The sequence below is a fragment of the Ruegeria sp. HKCCD9138 genome, assembly GCF_057220975.1.
The window spans coordinates 204,030-219,514 of record NZ_JBWVAZ010000005.1 but is presented as its reverse complement, the minus strand read 5'-3'; the positions used below and the strand labels follow the sequence as shown (position 1 = coordinate 219,514).

Genomic DNA, 15,485 nt, shown 5'->3' with positions numbered 1-15,485 from the left:
GACAAGCGGGCAATACCGGATCGGTCAGCGAACGATCCGGTTGAAATGGCCCATCTTTCGACCTGGCTTGACATCGGCCTTCCCGTACAGGTGCAGGGCGACATCGCGTTCTCGTGCCAGTTCGGGCACGCGGTCCATATCGTGACCGATGAGGTTCTCCATCACCACGTCCGTATGGCGCTGACCGTCCCCCAAGGGCCAGCCGGCCACGGCGCGGATGTGTTGTTCGAACTGATCAACCGCGCATCCGTTCTGTGTCCAGTGTCCCGAATTGTGCACCCGCGGAGCGATCTCGTTCACGATCAGACCTTTGGGTGTTACGAACAGCTCCACTCCCATCACGCCAACATAGTCGAGCGCGTTGAGGATGCTGGCTGCCAACAAAACGGCGTCCGTGCGCTGGGCCGGCGACAGACGGGCAGGGACCGTTGTCGTGTGAAGGATACCGTCCCGATGCACGTTCTCGCCGGGATCGAAGCAGGCAACCTGCCCATCGAGCCCGCGGGCGGCGATGACGGACACTTCGTGGGAGAAATTCACGAAACCTTCCAGAATGGACGGTGCACCGGACATCTCCGCAAGGGCGGCTTCGGCATCCTCGGGTGATCCCAGCCGGGCCTGGCCTTTGCCATCATATCCCAAGCGGCGGGTCTTGAGGATGGCGGGGGCACCGATCCGTTCAATGGCTGCGTTAAGATCTTTCAGGTCCGAGATATCGGCAAAGGGCGCGGTGTTCAGACCCAGATCTTGCAGAAAGGTCTTTTCCGTCAATCGATCCTGACTGACCCGCAAAGCTTCTCGACCTGGTCTTATCGGGCGGTGAGCCTCCAGTACATCCAGCGCATCGGTCGGGATGTTCTCGAACTCGTAGGTGATTACATCCACGGCATCGGCAAAAGCTTTCAGCGCTTCGACATCGTCGTAGGCTGCCGTTGTGACACGATCGGCAACCTGACCGGCGGGCGGGTTCGCGCCGGGCTCATAGATATGGCTAACGAATCCCAGTCGTGCTGCGGCCACCGACAGCATTCGGCCCAGCTGGCCTCCGCCCAGAATTCCGATTACTGCGCCGGGGGCGAGCATTTTCGCCATTTTCAATTCTCCAACCGTTTGCCAATTGCGCTGAGCGCCGCGCACAAGGCATCATGCGCGCGCTGGTCATGCAGGGTTTCTGTCATCTGCAGGCTCAGAGTTCCCTCGGTCGCCAATGCATCGCGTTCTTCAGCCAACCGGCCGGCAGTACCTTTATCCATTGCGGCCAAAAAGCCGGATATCAATTGTGTGGTATAGAATTCTGCCCCATCCGCATCGCCGGTCACCTCGCCCAGCCATTCGGACCCGGTGGCCAACAAATCCAGAATACCCGGCACCATGGCACATATAGCGAAATGGGCATTAAACGCGGATTCGTCCGCGACCTTGATCACCGGGTTCTCGGGTTCGAGCAACTCGGCCAGAAGGTGATCATTGCCGTAGGCTGCCATCGGACAGCCGCCTTGCTCCAGAAATCCCAACGGTATGGTCTGCACACACTCCGCCGCCGGGGCGCATAGCGCACGTAACTGCGCCTCGTTCACGCCCGCCATGACCGAAACGATCCGGTGTTCGGCGCGAAAGCTCAGAGGTTCAAGGATTTCGGCCGCCAAGTGCGGGCGCAGACACAGAAAGACGATCTCGGATTGATCCAGAACGCCTTGTGGGCCTGAAACTGTTGCGTCTATTTCGGCTGCCAGCGCGGCGGATACCGAGGCGCTGCGTTCGGTTACGAATATCTCATGCCCTTTGCCCGCCAGGAATCGCGCGATAGGGGCTGCGATATGGCCGGTGCCGACAAAGCCGATCCGGCTCATCCCTGCGGCTCCTCGGGGATCGAGGCGGACAAGGTCGCGCGCCATGTGTCCAACCGCGTGGCCAGCGCATCATCCTGCAGCGCGAGTATGCCAGCCGCCATGAGACCGGCATTGGCACCGCCTGCCGACCCAATGGCCATGGTCGCCACTGGAAAACCCCTGGGCATCTGAACAATGGAGTAGAGCGAATCGACCCCGGACAGTGCCCGTGTCTGTACAGGTACGCCGATCACGGGAACCCGTGTCTTCGATGCCATCATGCCAGGTAAGTGCGCGGCACCGCCGGCTCCCGCAATTATGACCTGCAGTCCTCGTTCAACGGCGGTCCTTCCGTAGTCCCAAAGGCGGTCGGGTGTCCGATGGGCCGAAACGATACGCTTTTCATAGGCAACGCCCAACTCGTCCAGAATGTCTGCGGCTTCTTTCATTGTCGGCCAGTCCGACTGGCTGCCCATGATGATCCCGACTTTGATCTCGCCCATCCGCTCATGCCCCTGCGATCCAGAAAGAGCGCGCACTATAGCCAAATCCGGTTTTGTGGCAATGCGGTATGGGGGTTTTAAGCAATGATATCGGGGGTCAGGCGGTCCTCGATCAGACGAATGATGTCTTTCAGCCGCAGTTTCTGCTTTTTCAACCGTTTGATGGTTAGCTGGTCGGCCGTACCCTTGGCCTCCAATGCCTCGATCGCTTCGTCCAGATCCCGGTGCTGGCGGCGGAAGACCTCCAGCTCAACCCGCAGAACTTCATCGGTTTTCATGGACAGATCGGTGGGCGCGTTCATTGGCGACTCGGCTTGGTTGTGGTGCTTTTCACACAAGATAGTGTGTCAGGGTTTATCCGGCCAGACCTTGTGGACATCCCCATATCTTCCCATATTCTATAGTACGCGGTTGCCGGAACGGGGCCGCCCAATACGTCGCTTTGACAATGAAGGACGAAAAAACGTGTCGAAACTAACTCTTGGCTCATACCCGCATCTTTTGGGGTTCGAGCAGTTGGAACGCCTTCTGGAACGGTCCGCAAAGGCCGGAAACGAAGGGTACCCGCCTTATAACATCGAACAGACCTCGGATTATTCCTATCGCATTACTCTGGCCGTGGCCGGTTTTGCGGAAGAAGACCTGTCGATAACCATCGAAGACCGCCAATTGGTGATACGGGGCCGTCAGCGCGACGACAGCGAGGGGCGCATCTACCTGCATCGCGGCATCGCAGCGCGTCAATTCCAGCGCATGTTCGTGCTGGCCGACGGCGTCGAAGTGGGCGAGGCGATTATGGAAAACGGTCTGTTGCACGTGGACCTGACCCGCGCCGTGCCCGAAACCGTGGTGCAAACGATCAACATAAAAAAGGGGTAAGAGCTATGAATACACCGGTTGAGATCAACACCGAAGGCGATCGTATCGTCTATGTCAAAACGGTTGATGTTGCTGATCTGCCTCGGGATCTTCGTGATCAGGCGGGCGATTTGGACCAGCTTTATGCCGTTCACGATTCGGACGGGCAGCAATTGGCGCTTGTGGCGGACCGCAAGCTGGCCTTTGTCCTGGCCCGCCAGCATGACCTGTCCCCGGTGGCCGTTCACTGAACGGCCCCTTATCCATCTGAATTGACGTGGCATTGGCCGCGACTGAGGCAAAAGGCGCGAACTGCCGTGGCGCAGTACCGGAGGGCGTAGATGGGCTGGTTCGATTTCGATTGGGTGGATGCCTTCAGTGACAGCGCCTTTGGCGGCAACGGATGTGCCGTAGTTCATGGCGGGGCAGGGCTGTCGGATGAGGTCTGTCTGGCTTATGTCCGCGAAACCTCGCTGGTTGAGTGCACATTCACGGGCCCTTCAGAAGTGGCCGATATCCATGTCCGCTATTTTCTGGCCAGTCGGGAAATTCCGTTTGCCGGGCATCCGACCATTGCGACCGTTGCTGCCATGCGGTCGCGTGGCCTGTTTTCCGGAAATGCCCTGACATTGGAAACCGGGGCCGGCATCGTTTCGATTCGGTTGGACGGCGACAGTATCGAAATGACTCAGGTCGCCCCGCAATTTGGTCTGCATGTTGCTGCCGGTCTGGTCGCGGCCGCCGTCAACTTGCCTGAAGATGCAATCATCTCGCCGCCTCAGATGGTCTCAACGGGGTTGCCATACTGCATTACTGTTCTGCGCGACCATGAAGCCTTGCGCGCCGCGAAGCTGGATGATCGTGCCCTGTGCAAAGTGGCTGAAGCCGGCGGGTATTCCGGGTCCGACATAGCGGAACCCTTTCTGGTCACACTAAAAGGCGCGACCGAAGACGGCGATACATTCTCGCGCCTGTTGATGGCGCCGCCCAGCCCGCCCGAAGATCCTTTTACCGGGTCAGCGACCGGAGCGATGGCGGCCTATCTTTGGAAATACGGATTGATGAACAAAGATACATTTGTTGCCGAGCAAGGCCACGACTTGGGTCGCCCAGGTCAGGCCACGGTCACGCGAGTTGGCAACATTGATGACATGTCCGGTATCAAAGTGGCGGGCAAGGGGTTTGTCCTGATGCGCGGGCAGGTCGATCTGCCGGATTAGGCGGATCAAATGAAAAGGCCCCCGGTGTGCCGGAGGCCTTGAAACGTTCCGGCCAGATCAAGATCCGGCAATCAAGCCCATGCTTTCGAGTTTGAGCAGCACCTGGTGGGCGCAATTGTCGACATCGACATTCTCGGTCTCGACACGCAGCTCAGGGCTTTCTGGCACGTCATAGGGGTCGGAAATACCCGTGAACTCTTTGATCTTGCCCTCACGGGCCAGCTTGTACAGACCTTTGCGGTCACGGCGCTCGCATTCTTCGATACTGGTCGACACGTGGACCTCGCAGAATGCACCGAACGCCTCGATCTCTTCGCGAACCGCGCGCCGTGTCGAAGCATAAGGAGCGATCGGAGCGCAGATCGCGATACCGCCGTTCTTGGTGATTTCGGAGGCGACATAACCGATGCGGCGGATGTTGAGATCGCGGTGTTCCTTCGAGAAGCCCAGTTCGGACGACAGGTTCTTCCGCACGATATCGCCATCCAACAGGGTCACAGGGCGGTCGCCGGTTTCCATCAGCTTGACCATCAGCGCGTTGGCGATCGTTGACTTTCCGGAGCCCGAGAATCCGGTGAAGAACACGGTGAAGCCCTGCTGCGAGCGCGGCGGGAAGCGGTTTCGCAGTTCCTGCACAACTTCGGGGAATGAGAACCATTCGGGGATTTCCAGCCCCTCGCGCAGACGGCGGCGCAGTTCGGTGCCCGAGATGTTCAGGATGGTGACATTGTCCTTATCCTTAATCTCGTCATTAGGCTCGTACTGGGCGCGTTCCTGCACATAGACCATGTGTTTGAAATCGACCATCTCGATTCCGATCTCGTCCTGATACTTGCGGAACAGGTCCTGCGCGTCATAGGGGCCGTAGAAATCTTCACCTGCCGAGTTCTTGCCCGGACCTGCATGGTCGCGGCCCACGATGAAATGGGTGCAGCCGTGGTTGGCGCGGATCAGGCCGTGCCAGACCGCCTCGCGCGGGCCAGCCATGCGCATGGCCAGATTGAGCAGCGACATCGAGGTGGTCGAAGCAGGGTACTTGTCCAGCACCGCCTCGTAGCAGCGCACGCGGGTGAAGTGGTCGACATCGCCGGGTTTGGTCAGGCCGACAACCGGATGGATCAGCAAGTTGGCCTGCGCTTCCTTGGCGGCGCGGAAGGTCAGTTCCTGGTGCGCCCGGTGCAGCGGGTTACGGGTCTGGAACGCGACGATGCGGCGCCAGCCCACCTTGCGGAAATAGGCGCGCAGCTCGTTCGGAGTGTCGCGGCGGGCCTTGAAGTCATAGTGCACGGGCGGTTGGATGCCCGTGATCGGTCCGCCCAAATAGACCTTGCCGGCCACGTTGTGTAGGTAGTTCACCGCCGGGTGAGCGATGTCATCCGCGCCAAAGACTTTTTCTGCCTCATTGGCCTTGTCGGGCGTCCAGCGGTCGGTCACAGTCATCGTGCCGAGAATGACGCCTTCCTGATCGCGCAGGGCAATGTCCTGACCCAGTTCGATTTTCTCTGCGAAGTCTTCGCTGACGTCCAGGGTGATCGGCATCGGCCAAAGCGTGCCATCAGCCAGGCGCATATTCTCGACCACATTGTTGTAATCGGCTTCGCTCAGGAACCCTTTGAGCGGGTTGAACCCACCGTTCATCAGCAGTTCCAGATCGCAAATCTGGCGCGGGCTCAGATCCCAACTGGTCAGGTCTGCCGCTTCAACCTTCAGTTTCTGGGCCGATTCATAGGAAACATACAGTTCGGGGATCGGGGCCAGATTGCTTAACATCGTCATCAGAAAACTCTTGTCGCAGTGGTGTTTTGCCCGTGATTCTCAGGCGTTTGCGAGGCATTTGCCCCGACAGCCCGATGAAGTCCACCGGCGTCAATGGAACAAAGGACGATATGCGCTGATTTTTTCCTGATTGGAAGGAATTTCCAGCCGGGCCCCGAAATTGCGACTTTGGTTCTGCGTATCGGCAACAATTCAATCAGGCAGAGTATGTGTGTTCTCGTTCTCGGGCCGATTGATCGAGATCTGACGCACGCGCCACAGGCAGGGCGGGAACAGGATGCGTAACACCCCGCAGCTGAAACAGACGGATCTGATTCGAGTCGACGTCGATGCCCGCTGCCTTCAGCAGAGTCTCGGAAACCAGCAACTCGACGCCTTGTTCTTTGGTTGCGCTTTCCAGGCGGCTGGCAACGTTTACAGCGTCTCCGATTATGGTGCGAGAGGCGTGCCCTGCCGCGCCAATCTCGCCCAGAACGAGGTCGCCCAGATGTAACCCCATACCAACGCGGATTCGCGGGCTGCCTTCGGCCTCCAACTTCTGATTGAAACCGTCCAGCGCATGGCTGATGTGGATCGCTGCATTCAGACCGGCGCGGGCAGAACGGGCTGCATCTGGTTTTTCGAACACGGCCAGCAGGCCATCGCCCATATACTTGTCCACGACGCCGCCCTCCTCGGTGATCGAGGGTACAATCGCGTCGAAAAATCGGTTCAGGAGGAAAACGATGTCATAAGGCAATTGGCCTGTAGTGCGCGCCGTAAACCCGCGCATGTCCAAAAACAGAACGGCCAACTGCCTTTCCTGCCCCTGACTTGCGTGCCCGCGATTGCGACCGCCATCAGGTCGGAAAACGCGAAACACAGTGATCGGTTCGGTCGGACGTATCTGACAGGCCAACCGTGTGTGCCCGCTTGCGCCTACTGCTGCCAGGCTGCGGGCCTCAACATCGCTGGGTTGCGGCAGGTCATCGGCGCCGTCCTCGACAATGACCCGACAGGTGGTACACCGCCCCTTACCGCCACACAGTGCCGTGTGTGGGATGCCGTTCGCCTGTGAAATCTCCAGCAACGTCAGGCCTTTCTCCGCGACAACCTCAGGGCCGCGGGCATAGGTGACGCGAACTGAATGTCTGCGCCGCCACAGCTTGCGCCCCAGGTAGATCAGACCCGTCGCGCCAAGCATCAATAGAAACACCGCCACCGCATTGTCTTTGATGCTGAACATGGTCTGGAACGCTTGGGGCGAGGGCCAGTTGTAATGCTCGATATACTGCTCACGCAGGAACTCATCCGAGAAGTCGGTCCAGATGCGCCTGCCTTCTGTCAGAAGCCCGGCCAGTGCGAAGGACGGTATGAAAACAGCGATGCCAATCAGATAAGGGAGCGCATTGCGCCACCAACGGGTTAGGCGCAGCCACATGTGAAGCCCTATGCAGCCATGTATCCAGACAATCAGCAGCAGAAGACTTTGCATCCACACCGCCGAACTGGGCCACATCAGGATGATGATATAACCCATCTCGTCATTTACATCATATATCTCGTGTGCAACGCGCGTCTGAATGATGTGCGAGATCAGCTGCAACGGGATCAGGAAACCAAGCACGATCTGCAAGGCAGAGCTGAACGGCATCCGCAGGGTTCTGCGCTGGGCAATGGACACCAGCGCCAGACCAGCGTGCACGAACAGTGCAACATAGAGAAGCACGCTCATGACGTCGTGTCGCGTGACCGCTTTTCGCCCGTCCTGCATGCCGTGAAGGTAGTCGGTGTGAAATAGACCCAGACCGATATTAATGAAGTGAAAGAACGCAAATATGAACAGGATCAGCCCGCTGCCAATCCTGAGCCGGGTTGCCCACCCACCGCGCCAAAGAGCGTTGTCCAATGCGACCACTCGCAATCACCTCGTTTTCGCAAGTGTGGGCGGCGTCCGGGCGGTGGTCAAGTCACGGGTCGATCCCAATTGAGGCGATGTCATGCAAGGTCAAACCGCATAGCTGATTGATCCGGCTCAAGAATGGTCGGAATTGCACCAGTTTCAAACCGGAAGGAAACCGCCGCCCGAACCAGGTTATTCAGTCGTTGTTTACTCTTGCTCCGCCAGGAACCGTTCGGCATCAAGTGCAGCCATGCATCCCATGCCTGCGCTGGTCACAGCCTGACGGTAGACGTGGTCGGTCAGGTCTCCGGCGGCAAAGACGCCGGGAACCGAAGTTTCGGTCGTTCCGGGTTTGGTCACGACGTAGCCACCCATATGAGTCTCGAGCGAGTCCTTGACCAGTTCGTTGGCCGGCGCGTGACCGATGGCGACAAAGACGCCCTTGCACGGGATTTCGGTGATTTCGCCCGTCTTGACGTTCTTGACACGAACACCTTCGACACCAAGCGGCGCATCGGTCCCGATCACCTCGTCCAGCTCATGGAACCAGAGCGGCTCGATCTTTTCGTTTTTGAACAGGCGATCCTGCAATATTTTCTCTGCGCGCAGTTCATCACGGCGGTGGATCAGGGTGACCTTGCTGGCGAAATTGGTCAGAAAAAGGGCTTCTTCGACCGCGGTGTTGCCGCCGCCGATCACCACGATCTCCTGCCCGCGGTAAAAGAAACCGTCGCAAGTTGCACAGGCCGAAACGCCAAAGCCTTTGAATTTTTCTTCCGACGGCAGGCCCAGCCATTTCGCGCGGGCACCGGTCGCAAGTATGACCGCATCGGCGGTATATGTGGTGCCGTTGTCACCTTTGGCTTTGAACGGGCGCTGGTTCAGATCCAGATCGCTAATGATATCGCCCACCACCTCGCACCCCATGGCTTTGACGTGATCTTGCATCCGAACCATCAGGTCGGGGCCCTGAACCTCGGTATCGCCGGGCCAGTTTTCGACCTCGGTCGTGGTTGTCAACTGGCCGCCGGGTTCGATTCCCTGCACCAGGATGGGCTCCAGCATTGCCCGGCTCGCGTAAACGCCGGCGGTATATCCTGCGGGCCCTGATCCGATGATCAAAACCTTGGTGTGTCGTGTGTCGCCCATTGTACCCCCACTCAATCTGCCTCGGTGGACTATTTGTCCGGTGCGCTTCGATATAGCGACCACAGGGCGGGGCTTAAAGCCCCTTCCTTTTGCCAGCCGGATATGCGTTCCTTGCATGGTATTTCCGACTGAAATCCGTTGAGAACTAAGGATATTGCGTATCTGCGAAATATTATTGCGCATTTCCGGTCTGCTGTTATAACAACCGAAAAAATCAGGAGCTTTTTATGGTCACGACTCGGCTGGATGAAATCGACCGCAAGATTCTGGCGGAATTGCAGGCGGACGGTCGCATGACCAATGTGGAACTGGCCAAACGGGTGGGAATCTCGGCTCCGCCCTGCCTTCGACGGGTGCGTACGCTGGAAGAGTCCGGCTATATCCGGGGATACCACGCCGAAGTGAATGCCCGCGAACTGGGTTTCGAGGTGCAGGTCTTCGCCATGGTTGGGCTGGAAAGTCAGGCTGAATCCGAGCTGAGCGCATTTGAAGAGCGGTGCCGGGAATGGCCGCTGGTCCGCGAATGCCACATGTTGAATGGCGAAGTTGACTTCATCCTGAAATGCGTCGCACCGGATCTCAGCAGTTTTCAGCAGTTTCTGACCGGCGAACTACTGACCACGCCGAACGTGGCCAGTGTCAAGACATCTCTGGTTATCCGAGGCGCAAAAGACGAGCCAGGCGTACCATTTGACGTGCTGGAAGACCGGATGAACCGTACGGCCTGACACCTGTTGCAGCGTCACTTGCGCAACAGGGCCGCAAAAACGCGGCAACGGTTAGGGAAAAGCCCCACCATAAAATTATCTGCATGATGCCCCCACACTTGCAGTAATCGTTAATGTACTTACGCGGTAATCGCGTCGATCTCACCATCTCCGGCACGCGGGAAAAGCAGCGGGCCGAAATCATTCAGTGATTCTATATGAGAGAATAAATTGAGGTAAATAGAACGCAAGGATTGACTGATCATCCGAGCGGCGTTGATGCCGGGATGATACGTTTCGAATTGCAGGCCATCGACACGAATGACAGAATGGCGTGGAAGGCAGATGTGAAACAATTCGACCGGGGTAGGCGGCAATGTTTCGATCACGCTCATGCCGTCCTGGAATTCGTACACTGGTGTCAACATGGGCTGGCCACCGTTGAGATGACGCATGTGTGCAGGCGTTCCCAGCAACCGCGCTGCCGGACCGGTGATCACGCCTGACATTGGTTTCTGCATACCGAACGTGTCAGCCATGATCCGAGTCAGGGGTCGTGTACGCCCGCGAGAATCAACGCGCCCGGGAATCAGTGTGACGGAGCCTTTCCAAAGGACCGGTTGCGACGCCCCGTCCTGGGTCAGCACAGTATCCCCCGGCAACAGATCTTCGATGGCCGTCGGTCCCATTTCCGTCTCGACGAGCGAACCGCGTGTGAAGGCGCAGAACGCGTCTTCGAACATCGGCAGGGCCGGCGCGATGTGGCGTGTCTGGGAAACGTCGCCGTTTTCCAACAGCGTGCTGACTTCATAGCGCCGCAGCTGCGCCTTTGGTTTGGATGCAGGTCTGGGTGCGTCCCGTAAAAGGGCCGATGTTTCGACCGCGTTTCTGGCTGCACGCGACAGCGAATTTGGAATAGTCATTTATATTCCGTCCCCTCTAAAACTCCGTTTTGGCGGGGTGAACCCCCGTGCATTCCCACCAAACCGTCTTGTTCTTTGTCTGAATCGAGGGGCTGAAGCAGCACGGTGCCATCGAGGCGAACAGCTGCGACAGAAAATTGTGATCTTCTGGTCAATATTCCGACCCCCCAGACAAACTCATTACTCGCAGGCGAAAATTACCTGCTCACACGCGCTCCGAAAGAAACCGCCGCAGAACCCATCTGCAGCAACACACACCAGGTCGAAGCAACCTCCGATGTGCGGCTTGCCCGTTGGAGCCGGCAGCATGGCCCCGTGGGGTTGGTGTGTCAGCGGCGTGCGGCCAGACGGCGCGCGACTCTGACAGAATGGCTTGAAACCCGCTTCCAGGGCATTTCAGGTTCCTGATCCCGGATGGCCGCAACAACGGCACTGAGAAAGCGCGATTTCGACTTCATATTGGGTCCTGCTCATTTGGGGTTTGAACCCCGGTTTCCGGTTATGACCTTAAAGTGACGCCCATTTGAGGCGCGGATAAGGCTGATCCGGGATGAATTCAGGACAAAATGAAGGTTATTGGTACTCCTTGGTTAACCAGATCAGGCAGGTCAGGGTGACGTACCGGGTAACTGCCTGAGGACTAGTGAAAACTTGAAACGATTCTGATTCAGATAAACACAATGAATGTGGCAGAATCTGGGCAGAGTTGCCTTAATTCGGGCCAGAATTACAACTTGATGGCGGAAATCAGACGCCCGTAATCAACTTCATTGGAATGGGTGGCACGACGATAGGAAAAGAACTTGTCCGGATCGGAATACGTGCAGTGCCGGGTCCATTCGGCTTGGCCGACGCCTGCTTCCCGCAGTCGATGCAAACCGAATGCGGGCAGGTCGAATTGCAACCGGTCGCCTTGACCATTTGCAAAGAATCGGGCGTTTTCCGGTGAATCCGACAGGAAGTCGTCCAAAAACTCCGGGCCGACCTCGTAGGCCCGCTGCGAAATTGTTGGCCCAATCACGGCCACAGTGTTTTGGCGGTTTGCGCCCAGCCCTTCCATCGCGTCAAGCGTCGCCTCAAGCACGCCGTCCAGTGCGCCGCGCCATCCGGCATGAGCAGCCCCGATCACTTTTGCGTCAGGATCGGCAAACAGCACCGGTTGGCAGTCGGCGGTCAGAATTGTCAGGGCCAGCCCCGGCGTCGCTGTTACTACCGCGTCGGCCTTGGGTTTTTCTCCGTTGATAGGTGCATCAATCGTCAGGACATTCGGTGAATGGACCTGATGCACTCCGACCAGAGCCTCCGGAGCGACGTCCATTGCGTTCGCGACGCGACGACGATTCAATGCAACGGCCTCGGTCAGGTCAGACGACCCGAGCCCGCAGTTCAACCCGGCAAAGATCCCCGAGGAAGCGCCTCCGCGGCGCGTGAAGAACCCATGGCGAACGGGGGACAGAAGATCCGAGGTGAGAATTTCCAGTGTCATCGCTCCAGTCCAGGTGGCGGCGTGGAATATGAAGGGTAGAGACCCAGCACCTTGAACAGGTTTCCCATTTCATCTGGATGCGTCAACCGTCGATGCGCGGCAATCAACGAGTCGAGCGCCGGTCCGCTTTGCGCTGCGGCCAGTGTCTCGGCCCGTGTCGCAATTCCCAGGCGCTCCAGAAACACGCCTTGTGTTGTCAATCGCGTGTGCCCGCAACCCGCCGCATGGACCGCAATGGCCAGCGGCTCAAAGTCAACATGCGCGGTCAGGTCTGCCTGACCGGGCGCGTCCAGTGGGTTTGCAGGCTCGTGCGCGCGCAACGCTTGAAACGTATCACCGAGAGAGCGCCAGTCGCCATAATCGATGATCAGCGCTGCACCACCTTCTGTCGCGATGCGACTGGCTATTACCGTGAGGATCGGAATCGCCGCGGCGCACAATTCGACCAGATCTCCGTCCTGCGTATCCTTCAGCCGATCCGCCAGAGCGACCTGAGCGGCTTGCGGGCCAAGCCCAAATGTCAGATTTCCTGCTTCAGCCCCGATCAGGCGTTCACGCCAGCCATTCTGGTCCCGAACAAATTGACGGATTGGAAGCGCGTCGAAAAATTCATTGGCGACCAGATACAGGGGCTGATCAGGTAACTCGGTAAGTGAGTCGATCCACCGGGGGGAATATCCCTCCAGTGTTTTGGCTTGGATCTCACGCAGCGCTGGCGAGACCTCGTGCAAGATGATCTGTGCGGCATCGTGAAACCCAGGCATTTTGCGGGTCGCACGCAGGACATCGGCCATAAGTGTCCCACGCCCGGGACCGAGTTCGACCAAAGCGATTTGCTCCGGGTGTCCCTGATCCAGCCATGACTGCGCAAGACTGAGCCCAATCAGTTCGCCGAACATCTGGCTGATCTCGGGTGCCGTGACGAAATCGCCTTGAGCACCCAATGGATCGCGGGTCGTGTAATACCCAAACTCTGGATGCAGCAGGCACTCGGTCATAAAGTCCGCTACGCTCATCGGGCCATCCTGTTGGATGCGGGCAAGCAGATGATCCTTGAGGCTCATGTTGCACGCTCCGCTCGCCATACAAACCAAAGGCCAAGGGCAATCATCGGAAGTGACAGCATCTGCCCCATGGTAAGACCATACCCGCCCACATGCCATGCCAGCCCCAACGGGTTGCCGGGGGAAACGAACTGTGCATCTGGTTGCCGGAAGAATTCGACGATGAACCGGGATGCGCCATAGCCGGCAAGAAAGACGCCCATGATCAGGCCCGGCTTGCAAAACGCTTGGCGCCGATAAGCCAACCAAATCAGCAATGCCCCAAGTAGCAGTCCTTCAAGCGCTGCTTCATAGAGTTGCGACGGATGCCGGGCGCACATGCCCGCAACGACACCGGGACAGTCCTGCGCCGCCATTCCGGGAAAGATCACCGCCCAGGGCAATTCGCTTGGGCGACCCCACAGCTCGGCGTTGACGAAATTCGCCAACCGTCCCAGCAACAAACCGGGCGGTACCGTGTAAGCCACCAAATCGCCAAGCGACAGGGCGGATATGCCATGACGACGCGCAAACAGAAATGAGGCGAGTACCACACCAAGCAATCCGCCATGAAAGGCCATCCCGCCCTGCCAGACTTTCAGAATCTCGAGAGGGTGCGAAAAGTAGTACGATGGTTGATAAAACAGCACAAAGCCCAAACGACCGCCCAGAATGACACCTAAGATGATCCACGTGACCAGGTCCTCGAGTTGCTCGGGTTTCATCGGCGGCAAGTCATTCCGCCATAGGGTAGGGCGCCGCAACGCCATCATCGCCATGCGCCAGGCAATCAGGATGCCCGCGATATAGGCCAAGGCGTACCATCTCAGCGCGAGCTCCATCCCGAACAATGAGATCGAGAACAGCTCGGGCGACAGATCGGGGAAATTCAGAACAGCCTGCATGTGCGTCTCATTGCCCGGGGTTGGCGTGGCAAGTCAACCTTGAGCCCGGGCCATTCTTTACCCATATAGAGACCAATCGCGATATCGGAGTAAAGCCATGCAAACCCGCAACAAGATTCTCGACGACGTTTCCCAGTTGATGACCAACGCCATGGGCGTGGCGCAGGGCGCGCGGGAAGAGGCCGAGAATGCCATGAAGTCGATGATCGACCGCTGGCTTGCTGATCGCGATTTCGTCACGCGCGAAGAATTCGATGCCGTTCGCGCGATGGCCCAGAAAGCACGTGAAGAAAACGCAGCGCTCGAGGAACGGATCGCCGCACTTGAGGCGAAACTGGACAAATAGCACCAGCTTCCCCCGCGTCACCCAGATTGTCAGGACAATTCCATCCACCGTACAATCCTGTGCCGGGTTGTGCGGTGCGCTGTAGTGTGACGCCTCGCAGAATTTAATCAAGACAAAGCTGCATCCCGCGCCAATATTTTGATCGCCGTTGCCGGCTGTCCACAACTTATTGCTCTTATCCCCAAGAAATAGGGTTGTCAGAACCCCGCTCGCATCGCACCATATTTAGTACAAGCCTATGGGGGAAGCCCGGCTTGTAGAGCAGGCAACTAGCGCTGGGGCACTGCCAGCCCCGAAATGCTAGAGATGAGTGAGGTGGCATTATGGCCCTTTCCGAGCAGTTTCTCGAAGAAGACCTTCATCCAATCGACATTGTTGAACATCTGGCTGAACACCACGACTGGGATTTTGACCGCATCGGGGATGATCAGATCGCCATGGCTGTTGAAGGCCAGTGGCGCACCTATTCGATCACGCTGGCGTGGTCCAACTATGATGAAACGCTGCGGATGGTTTGCTCGTTCGAAATGGAACCACCAACGGATCGTGATCCCGAGCTTTATGAATTGCTCAACAAGATGAACGATCAGTGCTGGGCTGGCGCGTTCACGTATTGGGCCAACCAGAAGCTGATGGTTTATCGGTATGGTCTTGTGCTTGCAGGTGGCCAGATGGCCAGCCCCGAGCAGATCGATACGATGATCAACGCCGCCGTACTGAGCGCCGAGCGCTACTACCCGGCGATCCAGCTGGTGACCTGGGGGAACCGCTCCCCCGAAGAAGCGATGCAAGTCGCCATTGCAGAGGCTTACGGCCGCGCGTAAAGCTTTGCCCCGAACCGACAAGTAAGGGGAGGGG

At 58.0% G+C, this 15,485-nt stretch carries 18 protein-coding genes; 6 read left to right on the top strand and 12 right to left on the bottom strand.

All coding sequences use genetic code 11. From position 1 onward, the window contains the following. Positions 1 to 24 precede the first annotated feature (24 nt). The 4 genes from AC2TEL_RS11335 to AC2TEL_RS11320 form a co-directional block, all read right to left on the bottom strand. Positions 25 to 1,092, bottom strand: a complete 1,068-nt coding sequence (locus AC2TEL_RS11335; protein WP_480903960.1) for a 5-(carboxyamino)imidazole ribonucleotide synthase — start codon at positions 1,090 to 1,092, stop codon at positions 25 to 27. 2 nt (positions 1,093 to 1,094) lie between these two features. Then, entirely contained in the window at positions 1,095 to 1,895 is an 801-nt protein-coding gene (locus AC2TEL_RS11330) for an NAD(P)-binding domain-containing protein (protein WP_480903957.1), read from the bottom strand. Further along, positions 1,847 to 2,332, bottom strand: a complete 486-nt coding sequence (purE, locus tag AC2TEL_RS11325) for a 5-(carboxyamino)imidazole ribonucleotide mutase (RefSeq protein ID WP_480904171.1) — start codon at positions 2,330 to 2,332, stop codon at positions 1,847 to 1,849. The genes AC2TEL_RS11330 and purE overlap by 49 nt, the downstream gene beginning before the upstream one ends. A gap of 77 nt (positions 2,333 to 2,409) precedes the next feature. Beyond that, entirely contained in the window at positions 2,410 to 2,634 is a 225-nt protein-coding gene (locus AC2TEL_RS11320) for a YdcH family protein (RefSeq protein ID WP_480843887.1), read from the bottom strand. Between the two features lie 163 nt (positions 2,635 to 2,797). Between AC2TEL_RS11320 and AC2TEL_RS11315 the strand changes: the two genes are divergently transcribed. The 3 genes from AC2TEL_RS11315 to AC2TEL_RS11305 all read left to right on the top strand — a co-directional run bounded on the left by AC2TEL_RS11315 (position 2,798) and on the right by AC2TEL_RS11305 (position 4,410). Next, complete coding sequence (locus AC2TEL_RS11315; protein ID WP_480843886.1) at positions 2,798 to 3,211, top strand: Hsp20 family protein; 414 nt, start codon at positions 2,798 to 2,800, stop codon at positions 3,209 to 3,211. 5 nt (positions 3,212 to 3,216) lie between these two features. After that, a complete protein-coding gene (locus tag AC2TEL_RS11310; protein ID WP_480843885.1) occupies positions 3,217 to 3,441 on the top strand; it encodes a DUF1150 family protein in 225 nt (74 codons plus the stop codon). Positions 3,442 to 3,531: 90 nt separating this feature from the next. Beyond that, a complete protein-coding gene (locus AC2TEL_RS11305) occupies positions 3,532 to 4,410 on the top strand; it encodes a PhzF family phenazine biosynthesis protein (RefSeq protein WP_480843884.1) in 879 nt (292 codons plus the stop codon). Positions 4,411 to 4,467: 57 nt separating this feature from the next. Here the strand turns inward: AC2TEL_RS11305 and AC2TEL_RS11300 are convergent, their stop codons facing one another. The 3 genes from AC2TEL_RS11300 to trxB form a co-directional block, all read right to left on the bottom strand. Further along, positions 4,468 to 6,186: a bifunctional sulfate adenylyltransferase/adenylylsulfate kinase gene (locus AC2TEL_RS11300; RefSeq protein WP_480843883.1), complete on the bottom strand. Its 1,719-nt coding sequence runs from the start codon at positions 6,184 to 6,186 to the stop codon at positions 4,468 to 4,470. 196 nt (positions 6,187 to 6,382) lie between these two features. Further along, complete coding sequence (locus tag AC2TEL_RS11295) at positions 6,383 to 8,074, bottom strand: adenylate/guanylate cyclase domain-containing protein (RefSeq protein ID WP_480844003.1); 1,692 nt, start codon at positions 8,072 to 8,074, stop codon at positions 6,383 to 6,385. A gap of 201 nt (positions 8,075 to 8,275) precedes the next feature. Beyond that, entirely contained in the window at positions 8,276 to 9,217 is a 942-nt protein-coding gene (gene trxB, locus AC2TEL_RS11290; protein WP_480843882.1) for a thioredoxin-disulfide reductase, read from the bottom strand. Positions 9,218 to 9,444: 227 nt separating this feature from the next. Here trxB and AC2TEL_RS11285 point away from each other — a divergent pair, with 227 nt between their 5' ends. After that, positions 9,445 to 9,945 carry an Lrp/AsnC family transcriptional regulator gene (locus tag AC2TEL_RS11285; protein WP_480843881.1) on the top strand — a complete coding sequence of 167 codons (501 nt, stop codon included), beginning with the start codon at positions 9,445 to 9,447 and terminating at the stop codon, positions 9,943 to 9,945. 119 nt (positions 9,946 to 10,064) lie between these two features. Here the strand turns inward: AC2TEL_RS11285 and AC2TEL_RS11280 are convergent, their stop codons facing one another. The 5 genes from AC2TEL_RS11280 to lgt all read right to left on the bottom strand — a co-directional run bounded on the left by AC2TEL_RS11280 (position 10,065) and on the right by lgt (position 14,281). Continuing rightward, positions 10,065 to 10,847 carry a Hint domain-containing protein gene (locus AC2TEL_RS11280; RefSeq protein ID WP_480843880.1) on the bottom strand — a complete coding sequence of 261 codons (783 nt, stop codon included), beginning with the start codon at positions 10,845 to 10,847 and terminating at the stop codon, positions 10,065 to 10,067. 329 nt (positions 10,848 to 11,176) lie between these two features. Then, complete coding sequence (locus AC2TEL_RS11275; protein WP_480843879.1) at positions 11,177 to 11,305, bottom strand: hypothetical protein; 129 nt, start codon at positions 11,303 to 11,305, stop codon at positions 11,177 to 11,179. Between the two features lie 269 nt (positions 11,306 to 11,574). Further along, entirely contained in the window at positions 11,575 to 12,333 is a 759-nt protein-coding gene (pgeF, locus tag AC2TEL_RS11270; protein ID WP_480903954.1) for a peptidoglycan editing factor PgeF, read from the bottom strand. After that, positions 12,330 to 13,397: a class I SAM-dependent methyltransferase gene (locus AC2TEL_RS11265; RefSeq protein WP_480903951.1), complete on the bottom strand. Its 1,068-nt coding sequence runs from the start codon at positions 13,395 to 13,397 to the stop codon at positions 12,330 to 12,332. The genes pgeF and AC2TEL_RS11265 overlap by 4 nt, the downstream gene beginning before the upstream one ends. Next, complete coding sequence (gene lgt, locus AC2TEL_RS11260) at positions 13,394 to 14,281, bottom strand: prolipoprotein diacylglyceryl transferase (protein WP_480843876.1); 888 nt, start codon at positions 14,279 to 14,281, stop codon at positions 13,394 to 13,396. The genes AC2TEL_RS11265 and lgt overlap by 4 nt, the downstream gene beginning before the upstream one ends. A gap of 97 nt (positions 14,282 to 14,378) precedes the next feature. Here lgt and AC2TEL_RS11255 point away from each other — a divergent pair, with 97 nt between their 5' ends. Beyond that, positions 14,379 to 14,627, top strand: a complete 249-nt coding sequence (locus AC2TEL_RS11255; RefSeq protein ID WP_170384762.1) for an accessory factor UbiK family protein — start codon at positions 14,379 to 14,381, stop codon at positions 14,625 to 14,627. A gap of 323 nt (positions 14,628 to 14,950) precedes the next feature. Then, positions 14,951 to 15,451 carry a type III secretion system chaperone family protein gene (locus AC2TEL_RS11250; RefSeq protein ID WP_480843874.1) on the top strand — a complete coding sequence of 167 codons (501 nt, stop codon included), beginning with the start codon at positions 14,951 to 14,953 and terminating at the stop codon, positions 15,449 to 15,451. Positions 15,452 to 15,485: the final 34 nt, after the last annotated feature.